Source organism: Flavobacterium ginsengisoli (assembly GCF_029625315.1).
In the GTDB taxonomy this organism is placed as follows: domain Bacteria; phylum Bacteroidota; class Bacteroidia; order Flavobacteriales; family Flavobacteriaceae; genus Flavobacterium; species Flavobacterium ginsengisoli.
In genome coordinates, this window is sequence record NZ_CP121110.1 from 1,654,814 (window position 1) to 1,680,405 (window position 25,592).

Consider the following 25,592-nt stretch of genomic DNA (forward strand, 5'->3'; position numbering starts at 1 on the left):
TCTTGTTTAGAACCTTTGGCAAAGCTTTTTTATTTAACTTTAAAATAAAAAACATGACTTTTCCTTATTTAGACATAATCATACGAAGTGTTGCAGTTTACTTTTTCATGACAATTGCTCTTCGCGTTTTTGGAAAAAAGAACTTTCACAATTAAACACTGCCGACATCATTCTAATTTTATTGATCAGTAACTCCGTTCAAAATGCAATGGTTGGTCCTGACACCAGTCTTATTGGAGGTCTAGTTGCGGCTTTGGTTTTGTTTACCATAAACTTCGCTATTAAGAAGCTGACAAAGAGATTCAAAACTCTTGGAGATTTGTTGCTTGACAAACCTGAAATCTTAATTCACGATGGCATATTAGATTTTAAAACTTTGAGCCGATTAGACGTTTCGCACGAGGAACTAAAAGAAGCAGACACGTGAACACGGTTTAGAACACCTTACAGATATTAAACTCGCTATGCTTGAAATTGACGGAACTATTAGTATTATTTCGAAAGATCAGAAACAGCTTAAGCAGACGCATTATAAACGAAAACACAATCATAAAAACCTTCAAAAGTTTTGATTTTTATTTTCCGACTTGAATTCTAACAGCGCCTAAACCATCTTTAAAATCATCTGCTTTTTCATATTTAGGCACGACGATTTCTTTTCCTTCTTTATCAATAAAACCATATTTTCCATCCAATTTTATCACGGCAATTCCGTCTTTAAAAGATTCAATTACATCATATTTAATTGGAGTAATTTCTTTTCCTATTTTATCAATCAATCCGTATTTATCGCCTATTTTCACTTGAATTAAGTCATCATTTAAAACCATAAAATCGTATTTTATTGGAACGATTTCTTTTCCGTCGTTATCCAAAATACCATATTTATTTTCCTGTTTTACAATAGATACATTATCCTTAAAATAAAAATCCATATCGTACTTAATAGGAACTACAATTTTCCCTTCTTCACTAATTACCCCAAACTTATTATTGGACTCTACTACTGCGAAACCTTCTTTAAAATTTTGAACTTGATCATAAATTGGAGGAACAACCTCTTTCCCAATCTGATCCACAATACCAAATTTGCCATTTAATTTCACAACAGCAAACCTATCTGCAAAGTCAATTATTTCGTCATATTTCGGAGTTATTTCTTCTCCAATTACATCTATAAAACCCCATTTATTATTTAGTTTTACAGCTGTAATTTCTAGAGATAAAGTTTTTGCATCATCGTATTTTTTAGTGAGCAAAACATCTGAAGACTTGATTAAAAATTGAGTTTTAACATTTTTATTGCTTACAATTACCCAATTCTGCTTATTAATTATTTCATCATAAATACAGCGAATTACTTCTTTCCGGTTTTATCAACTACCCCGCTTTTGCCTTTTAATTGCACAACAGCAAACCCATTTTCAAAAGCAGTAATACCGTCGTATTTGCAAGGAACTATCTCTTTTCCTGTCTGATCAACAAAACCATATTTAAAAGTTTTGTCATTTGCCTGAGCAAAACCAGTTTTTACAATCAGCATCAAAACCAACAAAATTATTCTCTTCATTATTTTAAATATTAATGTATTTACAAAACTCAGCAAAATCGGTTTTATCTATAACCTACAAAAGTTTTTATTCTTTCACTTTAAAACAAATTAAAACAAAAAAAACCGATTTCAGATTTGAAATCGGTTTTCTATATTAACAAAATGTGATTAACTTTTCACATTTTACAAAATTCATTTTCTCAGATTAAATAAACACGCTTAGAATAAAATAAACCAAACCTGCTAATAAAGCTGAAATTGGAATAGTTAAGATCCAAGCCCAAATTAAACTTACTGTAACTCCCCATCTAACGGCAGAAACACGTTTTGTTAATCCAACTCCAATAATAGATCCTGTAATAGTGTGTGTTGTACTTACTGGAATTTTTAAGTGTTCTGTAAAGTAAAGTGTCAAAGCTCCTGCAGTTTCTGCTTGCAACACCTTCAAACGAGCTTACTTTGGTAATTTTAGAACCCATTGTTTTTACAATTTTCCATCCACCACTCAAAGTTCCTGCGAGCAATAGCAGAATAACACGCTAGAGGAATCCAGCTTGGCATTACACCTTTAATTCCTGCGTCATCATTTGGAAGCACAACATCTAACCAAGCATCCATGTGAACTCCAGGGTTTGTATTAATATATACCGCTACAGCAGCGGCAATAATACCCATTACTTTTTGAGAATCGTTTCCTCCGTGACCCAAACTAAATGCCGCAGAAGATAATAATTGCATTTTCTTTAAGGCTGCATCAGCTTGATGAAGATTTAAACTGCTGAATATTAAACAGAATGCACTTACTGTCAGGATAATAAAAGCAACTAAAAACCATTTAATATTGTGAGAATCAAAAACTACACTCCAAAAATGGGATTCGAAACGAGGTTTTCCATGTTCTACAATTTCTTCATAAGAAACCATCTGAACGTAAACAAACCAAATCGTTGCAAGCATTAAAGCTATAGTAAAGATTTTTGGTCCAAGACTTTTACGTGAAGCATTTAACAGCCAAATAGAAATCAAATAAGATGCTATAGCACCTATTAATGGAGCTAAAACGATAAATGCAATAATAATGATGACTCCCGAGGGCATTCCACCATCTTTACCGGCCTTATACCAGCTTACGATTTCGTACCAGTAGTGAGTTGCTCCGTCTTCTCCAACATATCCAGAGAAACCATGAACTGCAATAGCGTGTGCTACAGCTGCTCCTGCGAAACCTCCAATTAAGGTATGTGAAGAACTTGAAGGGATTCCTAACCACCAAGTCAATAAATTCCAACAAATTCTTGCAATTACTCCGGCTAGGATAACAACAAGGTTAATTTCCATTGTGTGCGCTGTTTTAGCAACAGTATCTGCAACACCAAATCCAAAAACCCAATAAGCCAGAAAGTTAAAAAATGCTGCCCAGACAACCGCCTGAAAAGGTGTCAAAACCTTTGTTGCAACAACAGTCGCTATAGCATTTGCCGCATCATGAAAACCATTGATGTAATCAAAAATTAAGGCTAATACTATAATTAATATAAGTAGCGTCATAAAATTATAACTTCAGATTGAAAAATTGAATTAAGAATGTTTTACAGAAATAGATTCTAGTATGTTCGCAACACTCTTACATTTGTCTGTTGCTGATTCTAAAACAGATAACACCTCTTTATATTTAATAATATTTTTAGCGTCTGTTTCGTTTTCAAAAATTTCAAAAACTGCTTTGTTATATACGTTATCAGACTTGTTTTCTAGTTTGTTGATTCTAGCACAAGCATCTTTAATAACTTTAAAGTTTTGTAAGTTTCTCAACTCTTTTACAGCACTATCAATGTTTTGACAAGCTTCAAGGTTGATTTCTGTCATCTTTCTGATAGATTTTGTAATCTTATCAACTTGATACAATCTCATACGGCTAGATGCACCGTGAAGGTAATCTGCAACGTTGTCAATTGAAGTAATTAACGTGTGAATGTCTTCTCTATCAAATGGAGTAATAAAGTTTCTGCTTAACTCAAGGTTAGTCTGACGTGTAATGTCTTCTCCTTTTTGTTCTAATTCGTCAATCTTTTGAAAAAGAATTTCTCTTTCTTTTAATGGTAAATTTACAGCTTCGTGTAAGTTAGAAGCTAATTCAATTAAATTGCTAGAAGCCTCTTCAAAAAGTGGAAAGAATTTTTTGTCTTTCGGCACTAAAAATTGGAAAATACTGTTTATTGACATTGTTTTATTTTTGATAGCGCAAAATTACCTTCAATAACACGTTTCAGTGTTAAGCCATTGTTAACAAATCGTTTTCAATTTGAAAACTCTCAAGGAATAACACCGTGTTTTCTATGTCATTATGTAAGATTCTGTCTTCTTTTACCAAAGGCACAACTTCTCTGTAGCTGTTTAAGAACATTTCGATAAAATCACTTGATTTTAAAGGCTCTCTGTAGGCTATTGCCTGAGAAGCATTTAATAATTCGATTGCCAAAATACGCTCTAAATTATCTAAAATACGTAAGGCTTTTGTAGCTCCGTTTGCTCCCATGCTCACGTGATCTTCCTGACCATTGCTCGACACAATGCTATCAATACTAGAAGGTGTTGCCAATTGCTTGTTTTGACTTGCAATACTTGCCGCAGTGTATTGTGGAATCATGAAACCTGAATTTAATCCTGGATTATCTACCAAAAATGCTGGAAGATTACGCAGTCCCGAAATTAACTGATAGGTTCTTCTTTCAGAAATACTTCCTAATTCGGCCAAAGCAATTGCCATAAAATCTAAAGCTAAAGCTAAAGGCTGTCCGTGGAAATTTCCTCCAGAAATAATCTGATCGGCTTCTATAAATATATTAGGATTATCTGTAACTGAGTTGATTTCTGTTTTGAATACTTTTCGAACATAATCAATTGCATCTTTTGAAGCTCCGTGAACCTGTGGCATACAACGGAAAGAATACGGGTCCTGAACGTGTTTCTTTTCTTGAGTGATAATTTCACTTCCGTCTAAGAATTCAGTAATTCTTTGTGCGGTTACGATTTGTCCTTTGTGCGGACGAATATAATGTATCAATTCGTTGAATGGCTCGATTCTTCCATCAAAACCTTCCAAAGAAATAGTTCCGATTAAATCTGCCAAATACGAATATTTATAAGCTTTAATTAAAATATGAGCTCCATAAGCACTCATAAACTGAGTTCCGTTTAATAAAGCCAAACCTTCTTTTGACTGTAAAACGATAGGTTCCCAATTAAAATGTTTTAAAACTTCTGCAGAAGCTACCTTTTTTCCTTCAAATAACACAATTCCTTCTCCAATTAAAGGCAAAGACAAATGTGCCAAAGGAGCTAAATCTCCGGAAGCTCCAAGTGAACCTTGAGTATATATTATTGGAAGAATATCATTATTGTAAAAATCAACCAAACGCTGTAATGTGATTAACTGAATCCCAGAATGTCCATAACTCAAAGATTGGATTTTCAACAGAAGCATCATCTTCACAATTTCGGCAGGAACTTCCTCTCCTGTTCCGCAGGCATGAGATTTTACTAAGTTTTCTTGAAGCTTAGATAAGTTTTCATTAGATATTTTCACACTATATAAAGACCCAAAACCTGTATTGATACCGTAAATTGGAGCAGTATGCGATGCCATTTTCTTATCTAAATAATCGCGGCATTTCTGAACATTTACTTTAGCTTCCTCAGATAATTCAAGAATTTTATTCTGACTTAAAATTTCTTGTAATGTTTCTAAAGTAATCGTTTCTGAACTTATATAATGGATCTCTCTCATGATGATTGTAAATTTTAAACGCCAAAATTCAACAAATCAATATTAAAAAGCAACATTTTATCACAATAATTAAGATTTCTTTAAAAGCGGTTTAACTATTCCAAATCGCTTTTCAGATCAAAATATACAGCTACATCCCATTTTTAAGGTCTTTTTGAGTTAAACACCAATCATTTGCACGGACTAAATCTCAAAAAAAGCTATCCAAAATATATCAAAACATCAATTTAGCATATTCAATTTTAACAAATACTCAATATTGATTTATAGAGATTTGAATTATTAAAATATTCGTAAAAAAGCCTTTTAAGTTTTTAACTCATATAAAAAGCTGTACTTTTGAAAAATCAAAAATGAAAAGTAACAGCATAAAATATCAATCTACAATTATTACAGCTCCAACAGGAGTTGCAATTGCTTGCTACCATTATTACTACTACAACAACTACTACCCCTTAGGGGTATACATTTTTACATATAATCCTAGGTTACCTATACTTTTTTCTTGAAAGAAGAGAGTTATTGGATACATAAAAAACATTTACAAAAAAAATAGTCGCAGTTTTCGGTTTCAGTTCACAGTCGATAATCTTTGAACCTTTGTCACTCAAAATCTTTGCACCTTATTAAAAAATATCACTAAAATGAAAGTATTAAAATTTGGCGGAACTTCGGTTGCCAATGCTCAAAATATAAAACTCGTTCTCGACATTGTAAACCAAAAAGCAAAACAGGATCAACTCGTTGTAGTAGTTTCTGCTCTTAGTAAAGTAACTGATTTACTGCAATTGGCGGCGGCAAAAGCAGCGGCAAACGATGAAAGCTTTAGAGAAGTTGTTGCTGAAATCGAGAAAAAGCACCTTGACACACTAAAAGAACTGATTCCGGTAAGCGAACAAAGTAGTCTTTTAAGCCATGTAAAAAGAATCATCAATCATTTAGAAACTTTACTAGACGGATGTTTCTTACTTGGCGAATTATCTCCTAGAACTGCCGATACTATTTTAAGTTTCGGTGAATTGCTTTCTTCATTTATCATCGCTCAAGCTTATCAGCAAATCAGCAAAGATGCAGTTTATAAAGAAAGCCGAGAATTAATTAAAACAGATAATAACTTCGGAAAAGCAGCCGTTAACTTCGAAGTTTCAAATAAATTGATTCAGGAATATTTTGGTTCGAATGAATCGAAAATCAATATCATGCCTGGATTTATTGCGCAGACTCTTGACGGAATCACTTCGACTTTAGGTCGCGGTGGATCTGATTATACTGCAGCCATTATCGCTGGAGCAATCAATGCGGAACAATTGGAAATCTGGACTGACGTAAACGGAATGTTTACTGCAAACCCGAAAATTGTAAAACAAGCACAGCCAATTGCCACTATCTCTTATCAAGAAGCAATGGAATTGTCGCACTTTGGTGCAAAAGTGTTGTATCCGCCAACAATTCAGCCAGTTTTAAGAAAAAACATTCCAATTTTAATCAAAAATACTTTTGAGCCAGAAGCTGAGGGAACTTTAATTTCCAATCAAGTTTCATCAAAAGATACTGTTGTAAAAGGAATTAGCCATATCGATCATATTTCGCTTTTAACTCTTGAAGGTCCGGGAATGATTGGAGTTGCAGGTTCTTCAAGAAGATTATTCGAAGTATTGTCTCAAGAAAAAATCAACGTAATTTTTATTACTCAGGCTTCTTCTGAGCATTCAATTTGTATCGGAATCTTGAATTCGGATGCTGATAATGCCGAAGCTGCAATTAACAGCGCTTTTGAAATCGAAATTTCGCAGAACAAAATCGATCCTTGTTATGTAGAAAAAGACCTTTGCATTATTGCTTTGGTAGGCGAAAACATGAAAAATCACCAAGGTTTAAGCGGTAGAATGTTCAGCACTTTAGGAAAAAACAACGTAAACATTCGTGCGATTGCGCAAGGTGCTTCTGAAAGAAATATCTCGACTGTAATTAACGAAAGAGACGTTAAAAAAGCATTGAATACTTTGCACGAGAATTTCTTCGAAGAAAACACAAAACAGCTGAACCTATTTGTAATGGGAGTTGGAAATGTGGGAGAAAAATTCATCGAGCAGATTCACAACCAAAGAAAGTTCTTAAAAGATAATTTAAAGATCAACGTTCGCGTAATTGCTTTGTCTAACTCAAGAAAAATGATTTTTGATGAAGACGGAATTTCTTTAAAAAATTGGGATGCCGCTTTAAGCGAAGGCGAACCAGCAAGCATTGAAGAATTCATTAAAAAAGCAAAAGAACTGAATTTACGTAACAGTATTTTCGTAGACATCACTGCAAACGCAACGGTTTCAGAAGCGTACGAGAAATTCTTAAAAGAAAGTATTGCGGTTGTAACTTGTAATAAAATTGCTTGTTCTTCTGCTTACGACAACTATAAAAAACTAAAAAGCTTATCTCGCCAATACAATGCTCCTTTCTTGTTTGAAACGAATGTTGGCGCGGGATTGCCAATTATCGATACAGTAAAAAATCTGATTGCATCTGGCGATAAAGTGCACAAAATACAAGCGGTTTTATCTGGAAGTTTGAACTTTATTTTCAACAATTTTGACGAAAACAATTCTTTCCACGATGTGGTAAAAGAAGCTGGAGTTCAAGGATTCACAGAACCAGATCCAAAAATTGACTTAAGCGGAATCGACGTAGCGCGTAAAATCCTAATTTTAATTCGCGAAAGTGGTTATGAAATGGATATTGACGCCATCGCAAACGAATCGTTCCTGCCAGCAGAATGTTTAGCAACAACAAACAACGAAGATTTCTTCGCATCGTTAATCAAACACGTCGCTCATTTTGAAGATATTTATAAAGAAGCTTTAGCCAAAGATTCAAGATTGAAATACGTAGCGCAATTCGAAAATGGAAAAGCAAGCGTAGGTCTACAATTCATTCCAAAAGATCATCCTTTCTACAATTTAGAAGGAAAAGACAATATCGTGCTTTTCTACACAGATCGTTACGTAGATCAGCCTTTATTGATCAAAGGAGCTGGAGCTGGAGCAGCAGTAACAGCATCAGGAATTTTTGCAGACGTTATTCGTATAGGAAATATTTAAAGGTGCTAAGGTTCTAAGATGCTAAGGTTCTGAGTTTTTTTTTAAAACTAATCTTAGCCTCTTAGAATCTCGAAACCTTAGAAACTAAAAATAAAAAGTTGCTACAGAAACCTTAGAATCTTAGCATCTTAGAACCTCAGAACCTTAAAAATGGAAATTAAACTATTTTGCCCAGCTACAATTGCCAACCTCTCATGCGGATTTGACGTACTTGGACTTTGCTTAGACAATGCGGGCGATGAAATGATTGTTCGAAAAGTCGATCAAAAAGGAGTTCGAATCACTAAAATTGTCGGTGCCGATTTGCCTTTAGAAACCGAGAAAAACGTTTCTGGAGTTGCGGCTTTAGCGATGTTGGAAACTTTGGACAAACTAGACTTCGGATTCGAAATCGAAATTTATAAACATATCAAAGCTGGAAGCGGAATCGGAAGTAGTGCTTGCAAGTTCTGCTGGAGCGGTTTTCGGAATTAATGAATTATTAGGAAGACCTTATTCTCGTAAAGATTTAGTTCAGTTTGCGATGCAGGGCGAGAAATTAGCCAGCGGAAACGCGCATGCCGACAACGTTGCTCCTGCCCTTTTAGGCGGATTTACTTTGGTAAGAAGCTACGCGCCACTTGATATAATCAGAATTGATAGTCCAGAAGAATTGTACGCAACGGTGGTTCACCCGCAAATTGAGTTGAAAACTTCTGACGCTCGTTCGGTTTTAAAACAAAACGTTTCCTTAAAAAGCGCCATCATGCAATGGGGAAATGTAGGCGGATTGGTTGCAGGTCTTTACACCAAAGATTACGAATTAATCGGACGTTCGCTTCATGACGAAATCGTTGAGCCTTTAAGAAGTGTTTTAATTCCAGGTTTCGATCAAATCAAACAAACGGCTTACGAAAACGGCGCTTTAGGTTCTGGAATTTCAGGTTCTGGCCCATCAATTTTCGCTTTAAGCAGAGGAAAAGAAACCGCTGACCAAATCGCAAAAGCCATGAGTGACGTTTACGAAAAAATGAATTTACCGTATGAAATTCACGTTTCAAAGATAAATCCTGATGGTGTCCGCATTTTGTAAAATGTGAGATGTATTAAGTAAGAAGAATTAAATATTAAAAGTTATACATAACGTTTGTCAGGCTGAGCGGAGTCGAAGCCCCGCAAAGTATGGCCCGCAAAGTATAACCGCACAGTTTGTCATCCTGAGGAACGAAGGATCACACAAAGAGTAGACACAAAACATAACCATGCAGTTTGTCATTTCGACGTAAGGAGAAATCTCCACGAGAAGCTCGACAAAGATTGGAATAACGTTACGGAGTTACTTGCGAAGATTTCTCCTTACGTCGAAATGACAAAAATGCTTAAAAATAACTATTGAATAAAAAATATAACCACAAAGCTTTGCGAACTCTGCGTTTTCAAAAGAAACCAATTCCTTGCGTGCTTTGTGGTTAAATAAAAAACAACCAATGAAATACTACAGTTTAAACCATAATGCCCCAAAAGTTTCTTTTCAAGAAGCTGTTATACAAGGATTAGCAACTGACAAAGGATTATATTTCCCAGAAAGCATTACACCGCTTGATCCTTCTTTTTTTGAAAAAATTGAAAGTTTAAGCCACGAAGAAATTGCTTTTGAAGCGATTAAACAATTTGTTGGCGACGAAATCCCTGCAGAAAAGCTAAAAGAAATCATTGCCGAAACTTTAGTTTTTGATTTTCCTGTTGTGAAAGTCGAAGACGGAATCTATTCGTTAGAATTATTTCACGGGCCAACAATGGCTTTTAAAGACGTTGGAGCGCGTTTTATGTCACGTTGTTTGGGCTATTTCAATAAAGACAAAAAAGACGCTAAAAACACGGTTTTAGTAGCTACTTCTGGAGATACAGGCGGAGCCGTTGCAAGCGGATTTCTAGGCGTTGACGGCGTTGATGTTGTCATTTTATATCCGTCTGGAAAAGTGAGCGATATTCAGGAAAAACAATTGACTACTTTGGGGCAAAACATTAAAGCGCTTGAAGTTGACGGTGTTTTTGACGATTGTCAGGATATGGTGAAAAAAGCGTTTTTAGATGAAACTTTGGCGCATAAAAACCTGACCTCAGCAAACTCGATTAATATTGCGCGCTGGTTACCGCAAATGTTTTATTTCTTCTTTGCTTACAAAGCGTTGAAAAGCCAAAACAAACCTTTAGTTTTCTCTTGCCCAAGCGGAAACTTCGGAAATATCTGCGCTGGAATTATGGCAAAGAAATTAGGTTTGCCAATTGAACATTTTGTTGCGTCTACAAACGTAAACGATACCGTGCCAAGATTCTTAGAAAACGGAAAATACGACCCGAAACCTTCTCAAGCAACAATCTCTAACGCCATGGACGTTGGAAACCCAAGTAACTTTATTAGAATTCAGGAACTGTACAATAACGACTTAAAAGCTTTCGAAAAAGACTTTTCTTCTTATAGTTATACTGACGAAGAAACGCTTGAAGCTTTAAAGAAAATCTACAACACAGACGGTTATATCGCAGAACCTCACGGTGCTGTTGGGTATTTAGGTTTGAAAAAAGAACTTGAAAAACACCCTAATGCAATTGGTATTTTCTTAGAAACGGCGCATCCTATTAAATTTTTAGATGTTGTTGAACCTGCTTTAGGAATTACGCTTCCTCTTCCTGCTCAAATTGAGAGTGTTATTAATGAGGAAAAAGTTAGTGTGAAGATTGGGACTTATGAGGAGTTGAAGGCTTTTTTGGGGTAAACAGTTTCTTATAAAAAATTAAAAGCCAAGAACTAGTGAACATAATTCTTGGCTTTTTTTTTTATAAAAAGACTAAAGAAAATTAAGCATCTCTATCTTTAATTTCTTTTATTAATTCTTCCGATTCCCCTATTAATTCCTTAACTAAAAGATGAATTAAAGTGCAAGGATTATGAATAGCATAATTTTCACAGGTATGTGTTGCTATCAACTTTTCAGCCCATTTTATCGCTTGAGTTTGATTACCATATTTTTCCAAAATATTATACATTTCTGTACTATTCTTTTTGTACTCAAACTTTTTTGGCTTCTTGCTTTTTGATTCTTTTGCGATTCTAGCATTTATCTCATCTTCAATCGCTTTTCTATAATCTTCTCTTGACATTGAAGTATTTCTATATTGAAAATGCAATAAATACCAAAGCTCGAAAGCTTCATTAGACCATCCTACTTTAATATCTTGACTATTTGCTAATTGAATTGCTCCGTTAAAATTATCCGGACTAAAACTATCTCGATCAAAAACAGTCCAAACTCTATCATATTTTTGACTTGAGTTTTCTCTTGCCTTAATAGTTCTTTTGACTAAATCTTTTGTATTTGATCCTTCACCTTGTGTATCTATTGTATAAACAAATGACTTTACATTTGATTTGAATGATTTAAAATAATTCGGCTCAGTCTTTTCTCCTTCACAAACTATTAAAAAATAGACCCGTACTTCTTTAGTGTTCTGTTTTCGTTTTTTTCTGTTCTTTTTTGCCTCTTAAGAACAGCATTGTCAATTTTAATAATATTTGCCATATTATATCTCTTGAAAGTTTGAAATATAAGGAATACCGCCGTAACGCCCCATTATATAATCTTTTTCAAAGCTTCTATCTTTTCTTATTGTATTTCCATCTTCATCTTTAAATTCCAATAAAGAATACAAATCAGTAGCTTCACAATTATCTTTTTCCGTAAACCAAATTTGATCTCTTCTAAAAAGTTTTGCACCAAGCAAATTGGTATCATGAGTAGTAAAAACTAGTTGAGCATCATTAGGATTTGTTTCTGGATTATTGAATAATTTAATAATTTCTTGAGTTAAAATGGGGTGCAATTTTGCATCTAATTCATCAATAAACAAATGCAATCCAAGCGAAAGTGCAAAAGCAATATGACCCGAAATATCAAATACCTTATTAGTTCCAGAAGATTCATGTTCAACTAATTTAAATTCACGTTCCCCAACTATTTTTCCATTATCATCAAAAATATTATGAATAGTCTTAATTCGTTTTTTAAAAGTTTCATTAGAGCCCGTTTCAAGATGAAAAGATCGAAAACCTAAATTTAAACTATTTATTAGTTTTTCCACTGTTTCTTGATAAGTGTCAGTCTGATGCATCAAAGAGGTCATAGTAATAGACTTTTCATGCTCTACACCAGATTGTATAAAAATATAAGAGAAAGATCCCATTATTTGCTTACCTATTTCAATATTTAACTGATCTAACAAAGATATAAACAAGCTATTCTCTTTTGTATTTTCAATAAACATTTTTGCCTCCTCGAAAACATCAGCGACCCCGATTCCATCAATATTTCTAATAAAATATAGAGTTTCTTTTTTTGACTTCTCATTTAATATATATAGCCATTCTTCATGAATTCTTTCATTATCAAGCTCGAAACCATACCTATATCTTTTTCCGTATTTAGTGAATAAAATTTCAAAATGACTTGGTAAATTAACTGTTTTATCACTGAGTAAAAAAGGTTTCGCATTTAATTTATCCGTTGAATTTAATTTTGAGGAGTTTCTAACTGTTTCAACCATAAACTCTAGAGCTTTAATAAAATTACTTTTACCACTAGAATTCGCTCCATAAATAACAGCTGAACGTAGTATTTTATATTTCCCTTTTTGTACAACATTATCTTTATATTCCGTAATACTGGAAGCTTCTAAAGTAAATGTTTTTTTTCTTTAAATGACAAAAAATTCCCAACTGTGAATTCTAACAACATAATAGAGGTTTTAATTTGAGAAAATTTCTCAATTTTAAAACAAATGTAATTATTATGATTTAATTACAAACTTATTTTAACAAAACATTCTTCCGATCATTTAAAGAAAGACTTATAATAATGATTGTAACAAATTAGTTCTTTTATCATCTCTCCAAAAACAAATAAAATTTATAGTAGATTTAGATTTTATTGTTCCTAACACAAACATCTCTCTTGTAAACACAAACAAAAAGAGACCTCATTCAAAAGGTCTCTTCTCAATTTAATATATCTTAAAAACGGTTATTTCCCATTCAATAATTTCTCCAAATACTCAACTTTATCTTTTTCAGCTTGCACCAAACGTTCGTAAAGTTCAACCACTTTATCTAAAGGATTAAAAGTACAGTTAGAATTGTAATCACCTGAAGCAATTGCACTATGATCTTGAAAAGTATTTCCAATAATATTAAAAACAGCTTCTTCCGAAAAGTTTTTAATTGCTTCAACAGAAACTCCAAGGGCTTTTGCAATCTCAATTAATCTTTGCTCGTCAACCGTTTCGCTGTTTTCAATATTCGAAACCATCTGCTGACTTATTCCTAAAGCCAATGCTAGTGCATCCTGCTTCATATCTTTAAGCTCTCTGATACGGCTTATATTTCTGCCGATATGTTTTGGTTTTGTTGCTGTACTCATAATTCAAAGATATTTAAAATTCTTAAACAAAAATAAATTCCTGTAAAAAACAAAGTTGTTTTTGTAAGATACTTTTTTCATAATTTATATATTAGCAATCTCGAGAGTAATTACCAATTATTAATCTTATCGTAAAATGGCAGTTTGGCAATATCTTTTAATCGTAGTTCCTAAAAATTCAATCGATAATAATTACGAATGCATTTTTAAAAACAACAAAACAAAATATTTACCAGAGACTGATTCTTTTTGGAAAAATTTTGGTGGTGATATTCCTTCAATCATTTCTGAAATGGATCAAATTATTCCGAAAGCGAATTGGGGAAATGACACTTGTCTAAACTGGAAAGGAAATGGAAATACAGACGAAGATAATGACGCTTGTATTTGTTTAAGCGATAATAAATCGAAAATTGAAAGTTTTCAATTTCGAATTGATTTAAGAAAAGCTTGCAATATTACAGCAGTTTTACAATCAATTCTAAATCTCTGCGAAAAAAATCAATTGGTTTTAATTGATTTAAAAGGTGAAATTTTTCAACCAAATTTAGAGGATATTTTAAAAAGTATTAAAGCCTCAAATGCTACACGATTTTTAAGTGATCCAATACAATTTTTCGAAGATTTAAGTAAAAATAGTTCAGATGAAACCAGAGCATAAACTTATCCTTGAGTTAATAGAATCTTATTTGGAAAAGTATCCAAGTGAGAGATTTGGACAGGCATTGTTCAATCTTAATATTAATGAATTTCAGAAAACAACTGACCCAAGAAATCCAAATTATAATATAAGAGATATTCATGGTGACAATGATTTAGATATTATTGAACGAATTCAAAATCGTTTAGATTTGATTCAATCACGGAAAAACAATTAGTTTCCCCTTCTAGCGCAAGCGTCCCGTTCGTGAACACAAAGAAAAATCAAAAGCCAATCAAAATGAAAAAAAATGTTTATTATGTTTTAGTGTTATTTACAATTAGTTTTTCGAGTATTGCTCAACATTCTTTAAATAGAATTTGGATAACCGATAGTATTTTGCCCGTTCCTGAATCGGTATTATTAGATAAAACAGATCAGATTTTATATACCTCTTTAATGGATGGTTCGCCGGCTGAACGTGACGGAAAAGGAAGCATAGGAAAATTAACTGTCGATGGAAAAATCATTAATTTAAATTGGATATCAGGTTTAAATGCCCCAAAAGGAATGGCAAAATTCAAGAATAAGTTATTTGTAGCCGACCTTACAGAAATTGTAATTATAGATATCAAACAACAAAAAATACTGAAAAAAATAACCGTTGATGCGACCAAAATATTAAACGATGTAACTGTAGATAAAAAAGGAGTTGTTTATGTTTCTGATCCAAAAGTGGGTAAGATTTTCAAATTAGAAAATGATATTGCGACTGTTTACTTAGAAAACCTAAACAAACCTAATGGCCTAAAAGCTATTGATACTGATTTGTATTTTTTAGACAGTGGATCATTATACAAAATGGATCCTAAAAAGAATAAACAACTTTTGGCAGAAGGCATGGATGAAAATACAGATGGAATTGAGCCAATAACAGACAATGCTTTTATTGTGAGCTGTTGGACTGGAATTATTTATTATGTAAATAAAGATGGCTCAAAAGAAATCCTTTCAGATACCAGAAAAGAAGAATATTACACAGCCGATATAGGACTCGACAAGGAGAAAAAAATAATCTATGTCCCTTCTCTTTTCAAGAAAACCATAGCAAGCATATTCGCTTAAATAAAACAATAATAAAAGGCTGTATTTCCTTTTTAAATTATCAATTTTAGAAGCCCAATGAATAATTGAACATGTTTATGACTAATAAACTTTAAAATATTACAAAAAATCTAAATTTTCAATTGCCTCCAGCTTTAGCTGGAGGTTTACTTTTTGAACAAGCTTCGGCTTTAGCCAAAAAACTCAAAAGATTAGGCTAAAGCCATTTTCTAATGTAATTTTGCTTCTCCAGCTAAAGCTGGAGGCAATTCAAATATTTTTCCATTTAAAACTGGAAACCATTTATATTCATAATACGATCAGCTTAACATGATTACAAAAGCAACAATAGAAGACATTCCAGCATTAACTATCTTAATAAACTCAGCATATAGAGGTGAAACTTCTAAAAAAGGCTGGACAACCGAAGCGCATTTACTAGAAGGAAAAAGAACCGACGAACAAGAAATGACCGAAATCTTTCTTGATCCAAAAAATACAATTCTGAAATTTACAGAAAATGACAAAATCATCGGTTCGGTTTTATTGGTTGAAAAAGCTCATCAATTGTATTTAGGAATGCTAACCGTTTCGCCAGAACTTCAAAACAGCGGAATCGGGAAAAAGCTTTTGGCTGAAGCCGAAAATCATGCAAAATCTCTAGGATTGTCAAGTATTATTATGACAGTAATTTCAGTTCGTGAAGAGCTTGTCGCGTGGTATAAACGTCATGGTTATGTAGATACAGGAAAACGTGAAGCTTTCCCTGAGAGTGAAATTCATACGACAGTTTCTGCTGAACCTTTGGAGTTTATTTATTTGGAGAAAAGTATTTAAGTTTTTTTTGCCACGAAGGCGCGAAGACACGAAGTTTTTTAATCTCGCAGAGCCGCAAAGTTTTTTCGATAAAGCTCTCCATACAGTTTGTCTTCCTGAGCGGAGTCGAAGGACCGCCAAGCTATTCAGCAAAGTTTTTCTTCTTTGTCGAGCTACTTATGATCCTTCGACTTCGCTCAGGAGGACAAAAAAAGAGAATAAAATTATTAAAATATTCAATAAATGAACATACAGCTTTTCTCTAAAAAAAACACGAAACCCTCTATTTGGAGTGGCGGATTGACATATGAATATATGATCTATCCAAAAACCGCAATTTATGCCCATAGAGATTTCGCATTTAGAATAAGCAGTGCTACAATTGAAGAAGTACCTTCAGAGTTTACCAAATTTAAAGGCTATCACCGATACTTAGTTATGCTTGATAACATCTTAGAGGTTGAGGTAAACAAAGAAAAAAAGGAATATGGGAAGTATGAAATCATGGAATTTAATTCGAATGATGAGGTAACTTCTTTCACCAAAGGCTCTGATTTTAATTGGATGGTTTCTGAAAAAATATCCTATCATAAACTGGAAATAGCCAATAATAATCAGAATTATAATGCTGAAGTAGCGATTGTATTTTCTTTAGATACAACCGTTATTACAATCAATGAGAAGCCGTACCATTTAGAACCTTATGATTTATTGGTTATTGAAAATCAAAAAAAGGAAAATATAAGCTTTCATTTTTCTAATGAATGCCTTTTTGGGATGTTGGATTTTTAATCGAGTTTTTTTGCCGCGAAGACGCGAAGACTCGAAGTTTTTATATAAAGTTCCCATGCAGTTTGTCATTTCGACGAAGGAGAAATCTTCGCAAGTGGCTCCGCAAAGTATTTCGCCAATCTTTGTAGAGCTTCTCGCGAAGATTTCTCCTTCGTCGAAATGACAAAAATGAGATTAGTGTATTAATCTCTATAAAATCTGCGTGAAATAAAAACTTAGAATCTCAGAATCTTAGCACCTTAGCATCTCCTTTTTATCTTCGATAAAAACTCATGCGAAACACCCAAATACGAAGACAAATTCTTGTTGTTTATCGAAGTTACTTTTTGTGGATAACGTTCTTTAAAATCCAAATAACGTTGTTTTGAGGTTTTATGAAGAACATCCAGAAGTCTTTGCTGAATGGCAACATTGGCACGTTCAATCATGAGAACATGAAACTTAATGAGTTTTGGGATAACGGCAAACAAATACGCTTTTTGCATTTTATTAATGACCACTACTTCGCTGTCTTCAATGGCTTTAATGTTGTACGTGGTCGGCTTTTGATGGTAAAAACTTTCCAGATCGCAAATCCATTCGTTTTCGAACGAGAAGAAAATTACGGTTTCTGTTCCATTTTCATTTACAATGTAGGTTTTGAACGATCCTTTTAAAATAAATCCTTCGTAACTGCTGTTTGAATTCTGGATTTGCAGAAATTGATTCTTTTTGAGTTTGATAATCTCTGCTTTCGAAACAATTATGTCCCATTCTTCATCTGTGAGCGGAATTTTCCTTTCAATGTTTTTTCTTAGTAGGTTGTACATTTTTGTGGTTTTTGTTTAAGGAATAAGTTTGTTTATCGATTCATCATTAATTAGGGGCTTAACCAATGTAATCGATTACGTAAAAATAAGCTATTTGTGCATTTTTGTAAATTTACAAGTGTTAAAAAAATACATTTCGTAGATTTTTTTGTAAAAGTTTGAACTTGTTCAACTTTTTTCCTACAAATAATATTGAGTTTTGCGTTGTCAAACTTTTATAAATAACCAAACTTAATTATGAACTTAAAATCAAAACTTTCAATGTTCGCAGCAAGCATTGATTCTCGGATTTACGGCATGTAATTCTGAAGAAATCGCTTCAAACACAGAAGCAAGTATTCAACCAACAAACGAAACAGCGATTGATGCTTCAGCAACCAATACTACGGCAAAAGTTGGAAATTGCGCTGAGGTTCCAGGATGGGCCTCGCAAAATGGTGGAACAACTGGTGGCGGGTCTTCTGCCGAAACTACAGTTACCACTTACGCTCAGCTGAAATCGGCGATTGAAAACACTTCTGTAAAAGTGATTAAAGTTTCTGGAACAATTACCATTACTACTAGATTGTCTTTTCAAGATCAAACCGGAAAAACAATTTATGGTGCTAGCGGTGCAAAATTGGTTTCAACGAATCAAACTAAAGACGGTTCTGGAATCATAAACATTAAAAGATGTAAAAACATCATTATTAGAAACTTGATTTTTGAAGGTCCAGGTGCTTACGATACAGATGGTTGGGATAATGCAATTTTAGATGACTGCCAAAACGTTTGGGTAGACCATTGCGAATTTAGAGACGGTGTTGACGGAAACTTCGACATCAAAAACAAATCAGATTATATTTCTGTTACATACACTAAATTCCACTATCTAAAAGCGCCAAAAGCCGGAGGTTCTGGCGGAACTGATGATCACCGTTTCTCTAACTTAATTGGTTCTAGCGATGGTGCAACTGCCGACCGCGGTAAATTAAGAATCACTTTTGCAAGATGCTGGTGGGCTCCTGGATGTAAAGAAAGAATGCCTAGAGTTCGTTTTGGACAAGTGCATATTGTAAACAGTTTCTTTAATAGCACTGTAAGCAATAAATGTATTGCGGCGAGGATTTGAAGCAAATATTCGCGTAGAAAGCAATGTTTTTGAAGGGGTAAAAAATCCAATCGATTTAATGACGGGTTATACTGCTGTTACAGCTACTGATAACGTATTTACAAGTGTAACGGGAACTCAGGCTGGAAGCGGTACTGCTTTTACTCCGCCATACTCTATCGTAAAATTGGCTAAAACTGCGGTTAAAGCTGATATTTCTGCAAATGCAGGACCTACTTTAGGAGGTAATGTTTGCGGTTCTTTTTAATTGAATTAGAATAAATAGTAAGTTAGTTTTTAGTTAGAACCACGGATTGCAGTAAATGCAGTTCGTGGTTTTTTATTTTTTATTTTTTATTTTGCCTCGAAAACGCAAAGGCGCAAAGTTTTTCATTTCATATAGTATACCCAAAATTGTCATTTCGACGAAGGAGAAATCTTCTCGAGAAGCTCGACAAAGATTGGCGATATACTTTGTGGAGTTACTTGTGAAGATTTCTCCTTCGTCGAAATGACAAAGTGTATGGAAACTTTATCAAAAAATTTTGCGCCTCTGCGCCTTTGCGATATTTCTTAAAGAATGTCAAACGCACTGCTATGCGCCTCAACAAAAAACTTAGAATCTTAGCATCTTAGAACCTTAGCTACTTTTTAAAGCACCAACTCCTCAAACAATCTCTGAATCGTTTTCTCCAAATCCTGGCTAAAACCTGGATGAGGTCTCGAGGTTTGAATTGCTGAACTTCTAATGGCTGTTAACCATCTAAAACGTTCTGGAATTTCAAATTCGGCGATTGGACCGCCGTCTTTGGCTCCTTTGGCGATTTTTTCTAATGAAGTTAAATTACATTCTAACTGTTCGATGTCGAAATCGGCAGAAAGGGCTTGTATTTTTTCTTTATTTAAATGAAAAAGAACCTTTATAAATCTAGCTTTTTTGCAAAACAAAATGATTCCGATATTCAGGAATTCTTCGCGCTCTACCCTTGGCACAACACGAATCACAGCATATTCGTATAAGTGATTATCTTGCATTTTGCGCCTGATTTACAAATATTTCTGAATTCTCTATTCTTGTCTTTAAAAACTGCAAATAAACATTTCGCAATCCTTCTGGAGTTTCGTCTGCATCTTCCCACTGCAACCAGTCTAGCGGAATCGTATTGACAATTTCTTCTAAAATTTCTGGTGTAAGAATCGCTTTAAACTCAGTATCAACTTCTTTTAACATTGAAGCCTGAGGCAGTAAAACGTGATCTTTAATTAATGCAAACGGACTTTTAGCATGTTGTTCCCAATTGCTCCAAGAATGATGAAAGTACAAACACGCACCATGATCAATCAGCCATAATTCTTTATGCCAAATCAACATATTGGTGTTTCTGAAAGTTCGGTCGACATTGGTTATATAAGCATCTAGCCAAACAATTTGTGATGCTAATTTAGCATCGACAGTTGTTACAACTGGATCAAAAGTAATTGCGCCAGATAAAAAGTGAAGTGCTAAGTTTAAGCCCTGACTTCCTTGCAGTAAATCTTGGATTTCTTCGTCGCCTTCTGTTCTTCCGAAAGCTTCGTCGAGATTTGCGAATACTAATTCTGGCAATTGCAATTTTAAAGCTTTTGCGATTTGTCCGCCAACTAATTCGGCTATTAAAGCTTTTACGCCGTGTCCGGCTCCTCTAAATTTTAATACGTATTTAAAATCGTCATCAGCTTCTGCTAATGCGGGTAAAGAACCGCCTTCGCGCAGTGGCGTGATATAACGCATGACGTTTACTGTTCTAAGATCGAAGTTTTTCATGTTACAAACTTAATGATTTTAACCGCAAAGAGCGCAAAGGTTTACGCAAGGTTCGTAGAGTTTTTTTAATCTCGCAAAGGCGCGAAGTCGCAAAGAATATAAAAACTTTACGGCTTCGCGCCTTTACGAGCAAATTCTTTATCATGTAAAACAATCCTCGCGTTCTTTGCGTAAACCTTTGCGAACTTTGCGGTTAAACTAAACTCAAAAAAGCTTTCCCTAAATACTTAATAATCGTAGAAGCCGTAAAAGATTCATAACCTGTTTTTGGCAAAGCCAGATCTGCTGTTAATCCGTGGAGGTAAACGCCCATTTTGGAAGCATATTTGGGTTCGTAACCTTGTGCTAAAAGACTTGTGAGAATTCGGTTAAGACATCTCCGCTTCCTGCGGTCGCAAGTGCGGCGTTTCCGCTTGTATTTTCGTAAACAGAAGTTCTGTTTATAATGAATGTTGGTGCGCCTTTCATGACGATAATCACTTTGTATTTTTCTGAAAAAGCAATTGTTTTCTGGAATTTCTCGGCTTCTGAATTCCACTTTCCTATCAAACGTTCTAATTCTTTTGGATGAGGTGTTAGAATTGTGTCTTCTGGAACCAATTCTAGCCATGATAAATTTTCTGAGATAATATTTAATGCGTCTGCATCGATAACTAAAGGCGCTTTATTTATTCGCAGAAATTCAAATAAGGCTTTTTGTGTTCCTAGCTCCTTTCCTATTCCTGGACCTATTCCAACGGCTTGCGGGATTAGCGGTAAATGAATGTTGGTAATAAAATTTGTGTTTTCGTCGGTTACGGTCATGACTTCTGGAATAGAGATCTGAAGGATTTGATAACCGCACTTTGGTATAAAAGTCGTTACGAGTCCGCAGCCAGATTTTAGACAAGATTTTGAAGCTAAAACTCCTGCTCCTATTTTGCCATAACTTCCGGCAATAATCACCGCATGACCTTGTGTTCCTTTATGAGTTTTAGGATTTATAGGTTTGTATAATTTTAGAATTTCTTCTTTTGTAATTAAATACGATGATTTCATCTAGACGATTTTATACAATAAAATTACATAAAAAATTGAAATCAAAACTCGTCTTTTGAAACTGATAGTCCTAGCCCTGATAGTAGCGGCATCCTTTTTGTTTTTTCTTTAAAAACAAAAAGATATAGCGGATAGCAGGAAATAGCTCCAAATTATTGCGAAATTTATAATTTAAGGTATTCGAAATCGATATTTTTTGAATAGATTTGCAAAACAATTTTATAAAACAACACAATGAAAAATACTGCGCTTACGCACATACACGAAGGTTTAGGAGCAAAAATGCTTCCTTTTGCTGGTTATAATATGCCTATTACTTATGAAGGGGTTAATGCTGAACACGAAACAGTTCGTAACGGCGTGGGAGTTTTTGACGTTTCGCACATGGGTGAATTTTTGTTAACGGGTCCAAATGCTTTGGCTCTGATTCAAAAAGTGACTTCAAATGATGCTTCTACTTTGACAATTGGAAGAGCGCAATATTCTTGTCTTCCAAATAACGAAGGCGGAATTGTTGACGATTTGATTATTTATAAAATGAAAGAAGAAGAGTATTTACTAGTTGTAAATGCTTCGAATATTGAAAAAGACTGGAACTGGATTTCATCTCACAATGATTTAGGAGTTGACATGAAGAATCTTTCTGATGAATATTCTTTACTAGCGATTCAAGGACCAAAAGCAGTTGAAGCTATGCAGTCTTTGACTTCTGTTGATTTGTCAGCGATTACATATTATCATTTTGAAGTAGCTGATTTTGCTGGATTTAGTGACGTAATTATTTCTGCTACTGGTTATACTGGTTCTGGCGGATTTGAAATCTACTGCAAAAATGCAGATGCTGAAGCAATCTGGAATAAAGTTTTTGAAGCAGGAGCTTCTTTTGGCATTAAGCCGATTGGTCTTGCTGCGCGCGATACTTTACGTTTAGAAATGGGATTCTGCCTTTACGGAAATGATATCAACGACACTACTTCTCCTCTTGAAGCTGGTTTAGGATGGATTACAAAATTTACTAAAGATTTTACGAATTCTGAAGCGCTTAAAAAACAAAAAGAAGCTGGTGTTGCAAGAAAATTAGTTGCTTTTGAAATGCAGGAGCGCGCGGTACCAAGACACGATTATGAAATTGTTGATGGTTCTGGAGCGGTAATCGGAATTGTAACTTCTGGAACAATGTCTCCTTCTATGAATAAAGGAATTGGTTTAGGTTACGTTACAACTGCTAATAGCGCAGTTGACAGCGATATTTTTATTAGAATTAGAAAAAATGATGTTCCTGCTAAAGTGGTAAAATTGCCATTCTACAAGAAATAATTTTTATAGAAATAAATTAAAAAATGCGTTACCAATGTAACGCATTTTTTGTTTGTATAAAAGACTGTTTTAGCCAATGTTCTTCTACTGTTTGTTCGTTTAACGGTTAAATACTTTTAGTTGTCGATATTTCGAAAAAAATACTACAATTTGTAAAAAAATTAGTGTAACTTTAATGATGAACCATGAATTTCATTTATGAAAAAAATTTCACTACTCCTTTTTTTGCTAACATCAACTATATCTATTGGTCAGAACAGCGCAGAAACTTGTGAAATATTAAACAAAATAAATGCGCTCATTCAAGCGGAACATTTAAGACCTAAACCTGTTGATGACAGCCTCTCTGTGTTTGTTTTTGACAATCTTATTAACGAACTGGATCCTTCTCGCAATATTTTTTATAAGAGCGAATACGACGAATTGGCTCAAAAATATCGCTACAATCTTGACGATTTAATCTTAAAAAACGATTGCAGTTTTCTTACTGATATAAAAGCTACTTACATAAATGGTCTTATACGCACTAAGAAAGTTTTAGAAAAAATTCAGACCATGCCAATTGATTATTCTAAAAAAGATACTATACGTTTTTATAAAAAATCTTTTGCTTTTTATTTAAAGAAAGAAGACTTAGAAAAGGTTTGGGTAAAAAAACTGCGTTATCAAATCTTAGACGATATTGCCGAAACAAGTGATAATCTGGATTCTTTAAGAACCAATTTCAAATCGATTGAACAAATTTCTAAAAATCAAATTCTTACAAATGAAATTTGCCGTTTTAGCACCCTAATAGAATCTAATACCAAACAGGAAGAAAAACTATATAATTTCTTCTGCACATACTTTGATCCGCATACGGCTTATTTTAGCGATGATTCTAAAACAAGTTTTGTTGCTTCCTTATCAAAAGAACATTTGTCGCTTGGAATGACAGTAAACCTCAACGAGAAAAACGAAATCATTATTGATGAGGTAGATCCAAACGGTCCTGCGTATCAAACTGGGCAGATAAAAAAAGGCGATCAGATTATTTCTATTTCCAACCAAAAAGAAACGCTTCAGGTTTCTTGCGCTTCATTAGAGTCTATTTCTTCAATGATTTTATCAGAAAACAACAAACAGATTACACTTACTTTAAAACGCAATTCTGGTAAAAGTTTTGATGTTTATATTGAAAAGAAAATGATGAAAGATGAAGAAAATTCTGTTTTTAGTTTCATCATTGGCAAAGACAGCAAAATTGGATATGTTAAAATTCCAAGCTTTTATGCCGACCTTGATGGCACTAGCAGAAAAGGATGTGCAGATGATGTTGCCCGCGAAGTTATAAAACTGCGGCGAGACGACATAAAAGGGCTTGTTATTGATCTTATCGATAATGGCGGCGGTTCTATGGAAGAAGCCATAAAACTTGCTGGAATGTTTGTAGATTATGGTCCGCTTTCGATAGTCGTTGACAATAAAAAAGAGAAATCTGTAATTAATGATCCTTTCAAAGGTGTTATTTACAGAGGACCAATTGTAGTACTAGTTAATAGTAACACGGCTTCGGCAAGCGAATTCTTTTCTTCTATTATGCAAGATTATAATCGAGCTCTTTTGTTAGGAAGCTCTACGCTAGGAAAAGCTACAATGCAGACTATTCTTCCGCTTGACGAGGAAAAAAATACCGATTTCTTAAAAATTACTATTAATAAGTTTTACAGAATTACAGGTAAAAGCCACCAATATATAGGCGTAAAACCAGATGTTGTACTTCCTGAATTTTACGAAGACATCTATCAAAAAGAAAGCGATTTTCCGACCGCTATGAAAAACGATAGTATCGAGCCTTTCTTAAAATACAAAACTTACGTAAAGCGAAATCTAATAGATAAAATTGCAAAAAACAGCGCGCAGAGATTATCTGATAATTACTTTTTTAACAATATCAAAAAGATCAATATTAAAATAGATCAGCTTGTAAATGCTCCAAAATCTGAAATTCCGTTGACATTGGATGCGGTTTTTACACAAAAAAAGACATTAGGTGCACTTTGGACAGAGATCAATACTTTTAATGACGAAAATAATCCGCTTGATGTTTACAATTCTAGTGTTAATCAGTTTCTTTTAGGCGCTTATCCAAATGATAAAACGATTAATCAAGATCAAATGGATAACCTTAAAATAAATCCATACCTCAACGAAGCTGTAAACATCATTAACGAATTTAACGGAGGCATGAAATAGTTTTTTTTTAGATTCTAAGATACTAAGTCTGCTAAGGTTCTAAGTTTTTTTTTACTGCAATCC

At 34.0% G+C, this 25,592-nt stretch carries 19 protein-coding genes and 5 pseudogenes; 12 read left to right on the plus strand and 12 right to left on the minus strand.

What is annotated here, in order from left to right; genetic code table 11:
* The first annotated feature begins 53 nt into the window (after positions 1 to 53).
* Positions 54 to 572, plus strand: a pseudogene (locus tag P5P87_RS07640) (DUF421 domain-containing protein).
* A 3-nt stretch (positions 573 to 575) separates the two neighbouring features.
* Here the strand turns inward: P5P87_RS07640 and P5P87_RS07645 are convergent.
* The 5 genes and pseudogenes from P5P87_RS07645 to hutH all read right to left on the minus strand — a co-directional run bounded on the left by P5P87_RS07645 (position 576) and on the right by hutH (position 5,339).
* Entirely contained in the window at positions 576 to 1,259 is a 684-nt protein-coding gene (locus tag P5P87_RS07645; RefSeq protein WP_278022141.1) for a WG repeat-containing protein, read from the minus strand.
* Positions 1,260 to 1,357: 98 nt separating this feature from the next.
* The gene (locus P5P87_RS07650) at positions 1,358 to 1,570 is read right to left on the minus strand and encodes a WG repeat-containing protein (protein ID WP_278022142.1); all 213 of its coding nucleotides are present in this window, start codon (positions 1,568 to 1,570) and stop codon (positions 1,358 to 1,360) included.
* A 187-nt stretch (positions 1,571 to 1,757) separates the two neighbouring features.
* Positions 1,758 to 3,100, minus strand: a pseudogene (locus tag P5P87_RS07655) (inorganic phosphate transporter).
* Between the two features lie 30 nt (positions 3,101 to 3,130).
* Positions 3,131 to 3,775 (minus strand): DUF47 domain-containing protein, encoded by a 645-nt coding sequence (locus P5P87_RS07660; RefSeq protein WP_008462731.1) that lies wholly within the window; start codon positions 3,773 to 3,775, stop codon positions 3,131 to 3,133.
* A gap of 49 nt (positions 3,776 to 3,824) precedes the next feature.
* A complete protein-coding gene (gene hutH / locus P5P87_RS07665) occupies positions 3,825 to 5,339 on the minus strand; it encodes a histidine ammonia-lyase (RefSeq protein WP_278022143.1) in 1,515 nt (504 codons plus the stop codon).
* Positions 5,340 to 5,983: 644 nt separating this feature from the next.
* On the opposite strand from hutH, the gene thrA reads away from it, so the two are divergent.
* The 3 genes and pseudogenes from thrA to thrC all read left to right on the plus strand — a co-directional run bounded on the left by thrA (position 5,984) and on the right by thrC (position 11,187).
* Entirely contained in the window at positions 5,984 to 8,431 is a 2,448-nt protein-coding gene (thrA, locus tag P5P87_RS07670; RefSeq protein WP_278022144.1) for a bifunctional aspartate kinase/homoserine dehydrogenase I, read from the plus strand.
* Between the two features lie 150 nt (positions 8,432 to 8,581).
* A pseudogene (locus P5P87_RS07675) lies at positions 8,582 to 9,503 on the plus strand (homoserine kinase).
* Between the two features lie 394 nt (positions 9,504 to 9,897).
* Positions 9,898 to 11,187 (plus strand): threonine synthase, encoded by a 1,290-nt coding sequence (thrC, locus tag P5P87_RS07680; protein ID WP_278022145.1) that lies wholly within the window; start codon positions 9,898 to 9,900, stop codon positions 11,185 to 11,187.
* Positions 11,188 to 11,269: 82 nt separating this feature from the next.
* Here the strand turns inward: thrC and P5P87_RS07685 are convergent, their stop codons facing one another.
* The 3 genes from P5P87_RS07685 to P5P87_RS07695 all read right to left on the minus strand — a co-directional run bounded on the left by P5P87_RS07685 (position 11,270) and on the right by P5P87_RS07695 (position 13,884).
* A complete protein-coding gene (locus P5P87_RS07685; RefSeq protein ID WP_278022775.1) occupies positions 11,270 to 11,890 on the minus strand; it encodes an RloB family protein in 621 nt (206 codons plus the stop codon).
* Between the two features lie 102 nt (positions 11,891 to 11,992).
* Positions 11,993 to 13,012, minus strand: a complete 1,020-nt coding sequence (locus P5P87_RS07690) for an AAA family ATPase (RefSeq protein WP_278022146.1) — start codon at positions 13,010 to 13,012, stop codon at positions 11,993 to 11,995.
* 476 nt (positions 13,013 to 13,488) lie between these two features.
* Positions 13,489 to 13,884 carry a helix-turn-helix domain-containing protein gene (locus P5P87_RS07695; RefSeq protein ID WP_278022147.1) on the minus strand — a complete coding sequence of 132 codons (396 nt, stop codon included), beginning with the start codon at positions 13,882 to 13,884 and terminating at the stop codon, positions 13,489 to 13,491.
* Between the two features lie 136 nt (positions 13,885 to 14,020).
* Between P5P87_RS07695 and P5P87_RS07700 the strand changes: the two genes are divergently transcribed.
* From P5P87_RS07700 to P5P87_RS07720, 5 genes are all read left to right on the plus strand, one after another.
* Positions 14,021 to 14,545, plus strand: a complete 525-nt coding sequence (locus tag P5P87_RS07700) for a hypothetical protein (protein ID WP_278022148.1) — start codon at positions 14,021 to 14,023, stop codon at positions 14,543 to 14,545.
* A complete protein-coding gene (locus P5P87_RS07705) occupies positions 14,529 to 14,762 on the plus strand; it encodes a hypothetical protein (protein WP_278022149.1) in 234 nt (77 codons plus the stop codon). The genes P5P87_RS07700 and P5P87_RS07705 overlap by 17 nt, the downstream gene beginning before the upstream one ends.
* A 62-nt stretch (positions 14,763 to 14,824) precedes the next feature.
* Positions 14,825 to 15,649, plus strand: coding sequence for an SMP-30/gluconolactonase/LRE family protein (locus P5P87_RS07710; RefSeq protein ID WP_278022150.1), 825 nt, complete (start codon positions 14,825 to 14,827; stop codon positions 15,647 to 15,649).
* 309 nt (positions 15,650 to 15,958) lie between these two features.
* Positions 15,959 to 16,465, plus strand: a complete 507-nt coding sequence (locus tag P5P87_RS07715; RefSeq protein ID WP_278022151.1) for a GNAT family N-acetyltransferase — start codon at positions 15,959 to 15,961, stop codon at positions 16,463 to 16,465.
* Between the two features lie 222 nt (positions 16,466 to 16,687).
* Entirely contained in the window at positions 16,688 to 17,236 is a 549-nt protein-coding gene (locus P5P87_RS07720; RefSeq protein WP_278022152.1) for a HutD family protein, read from the plus strand.
* 239 nt (positions 17,237 to 17,475) lie between these two features.
* On the opposite strand, the gene P5P87_RS07725 is transcribed toward P5P87_RS07720, so the two are convergent.
* Positions 17,476 to 18,045 (minus strand): Crp/Fnr family transcriptional regulator, encoded by a 570-nt coding sequence (locus P5P87_RS07725; RefSeq protein WP_278022153.1) that lies wholly within the window; start codon positions 18,043 to 18,045, stop codon positions 17,476 to 17,478.
* Positions 18,046 to 18,282: 237 nt separating this feature from the next.
* Here P5P87_RS07725 and P5P87_RS07730 point away from each other — a divergent pair.
* Positions 18,283 to 19,403: pseudogene (locus P5P87_RS07730) on the plus strand (pectate lyase family protein).
* Positions 19,404 to 19,786: 383 nt separating this feature from the next.
* On the opposite strand, the gene P5P87_RS07740 reads toward P5P87_RS07730, so the two are convergent.
* The 3 genes and pseudogenes from P5P87_RS07740 to P5P87_RS07750 all read right to left on the minus strand — a co-directional run bounded on the left by P5P87_RS07740 (position 19,787) and on the right by P5P87_RS07750 (position 21,977).
* On the minus strand, positions 19,787 to 20,170 hold the full coding sequence (locus P5P87_RS07740) for a DUF3037 domain-containing protein (RefSeq protein ID WP_278022156.1): 384 nt from the start codon (positions 20,168 to 20,170) through the stop codon (positions 19,787 to 19,789).
* The gene (locus P5P87_RS07745) at positions 20,160 to 20,939 is read right to left on the minus strand and encodes a HipA family kinase (protein WP_278022157.1); all 780 of its coding nucleotides are present in this window, start codon (positions 20,937 to 20,939) and stop codon (positions 20,160 to 20,162) included. Before P5P87_RS07745 ends, P5P87_RS07740 begins: the two co-directional genes overlap by 11 nt.
* Positions 20,940 to 21,132: 193 nt before the next feature.
* Positions 21,133 to 21,977, minus strand: a pseudogene (locus tag P5P87_RS07750) (NAD(P)H-hydrate dehydratase).
* 234 nt (positions 21,978 to 22,211) lie between these two features.
* Here P5P87_RS07750 and gcvT point away from each other — a divergent pair.
* Positions 22,212 to 23,294, plus strand: coding sequence for a glycine cleavage system aminomethyltransferase GcvT (gcvT, locus tag P5P87_RS07755; RefSeq protein WP_198857177.1), 1,083 nt, complete (start codon positions 22,212 to 22,214; stop codon positions 23,292 to 23,294).
* 198 nt (positions 23,295 to 23,492) lie between these two features.
* On the plus strand, positions 23,493 to 25,529 hold the full coding sequence (locus P5P87_RS07760; RefSeq protein WP_278022158.1) for a carboxy terminal-processing peptidase: 2,037 nt from the start codon (positions 23,493 to 23,495) through the stop codon (positions 25,527 to 25,529).
* Positions 25,530 to 25,592 lie beyond the last annotated feature (63 nt).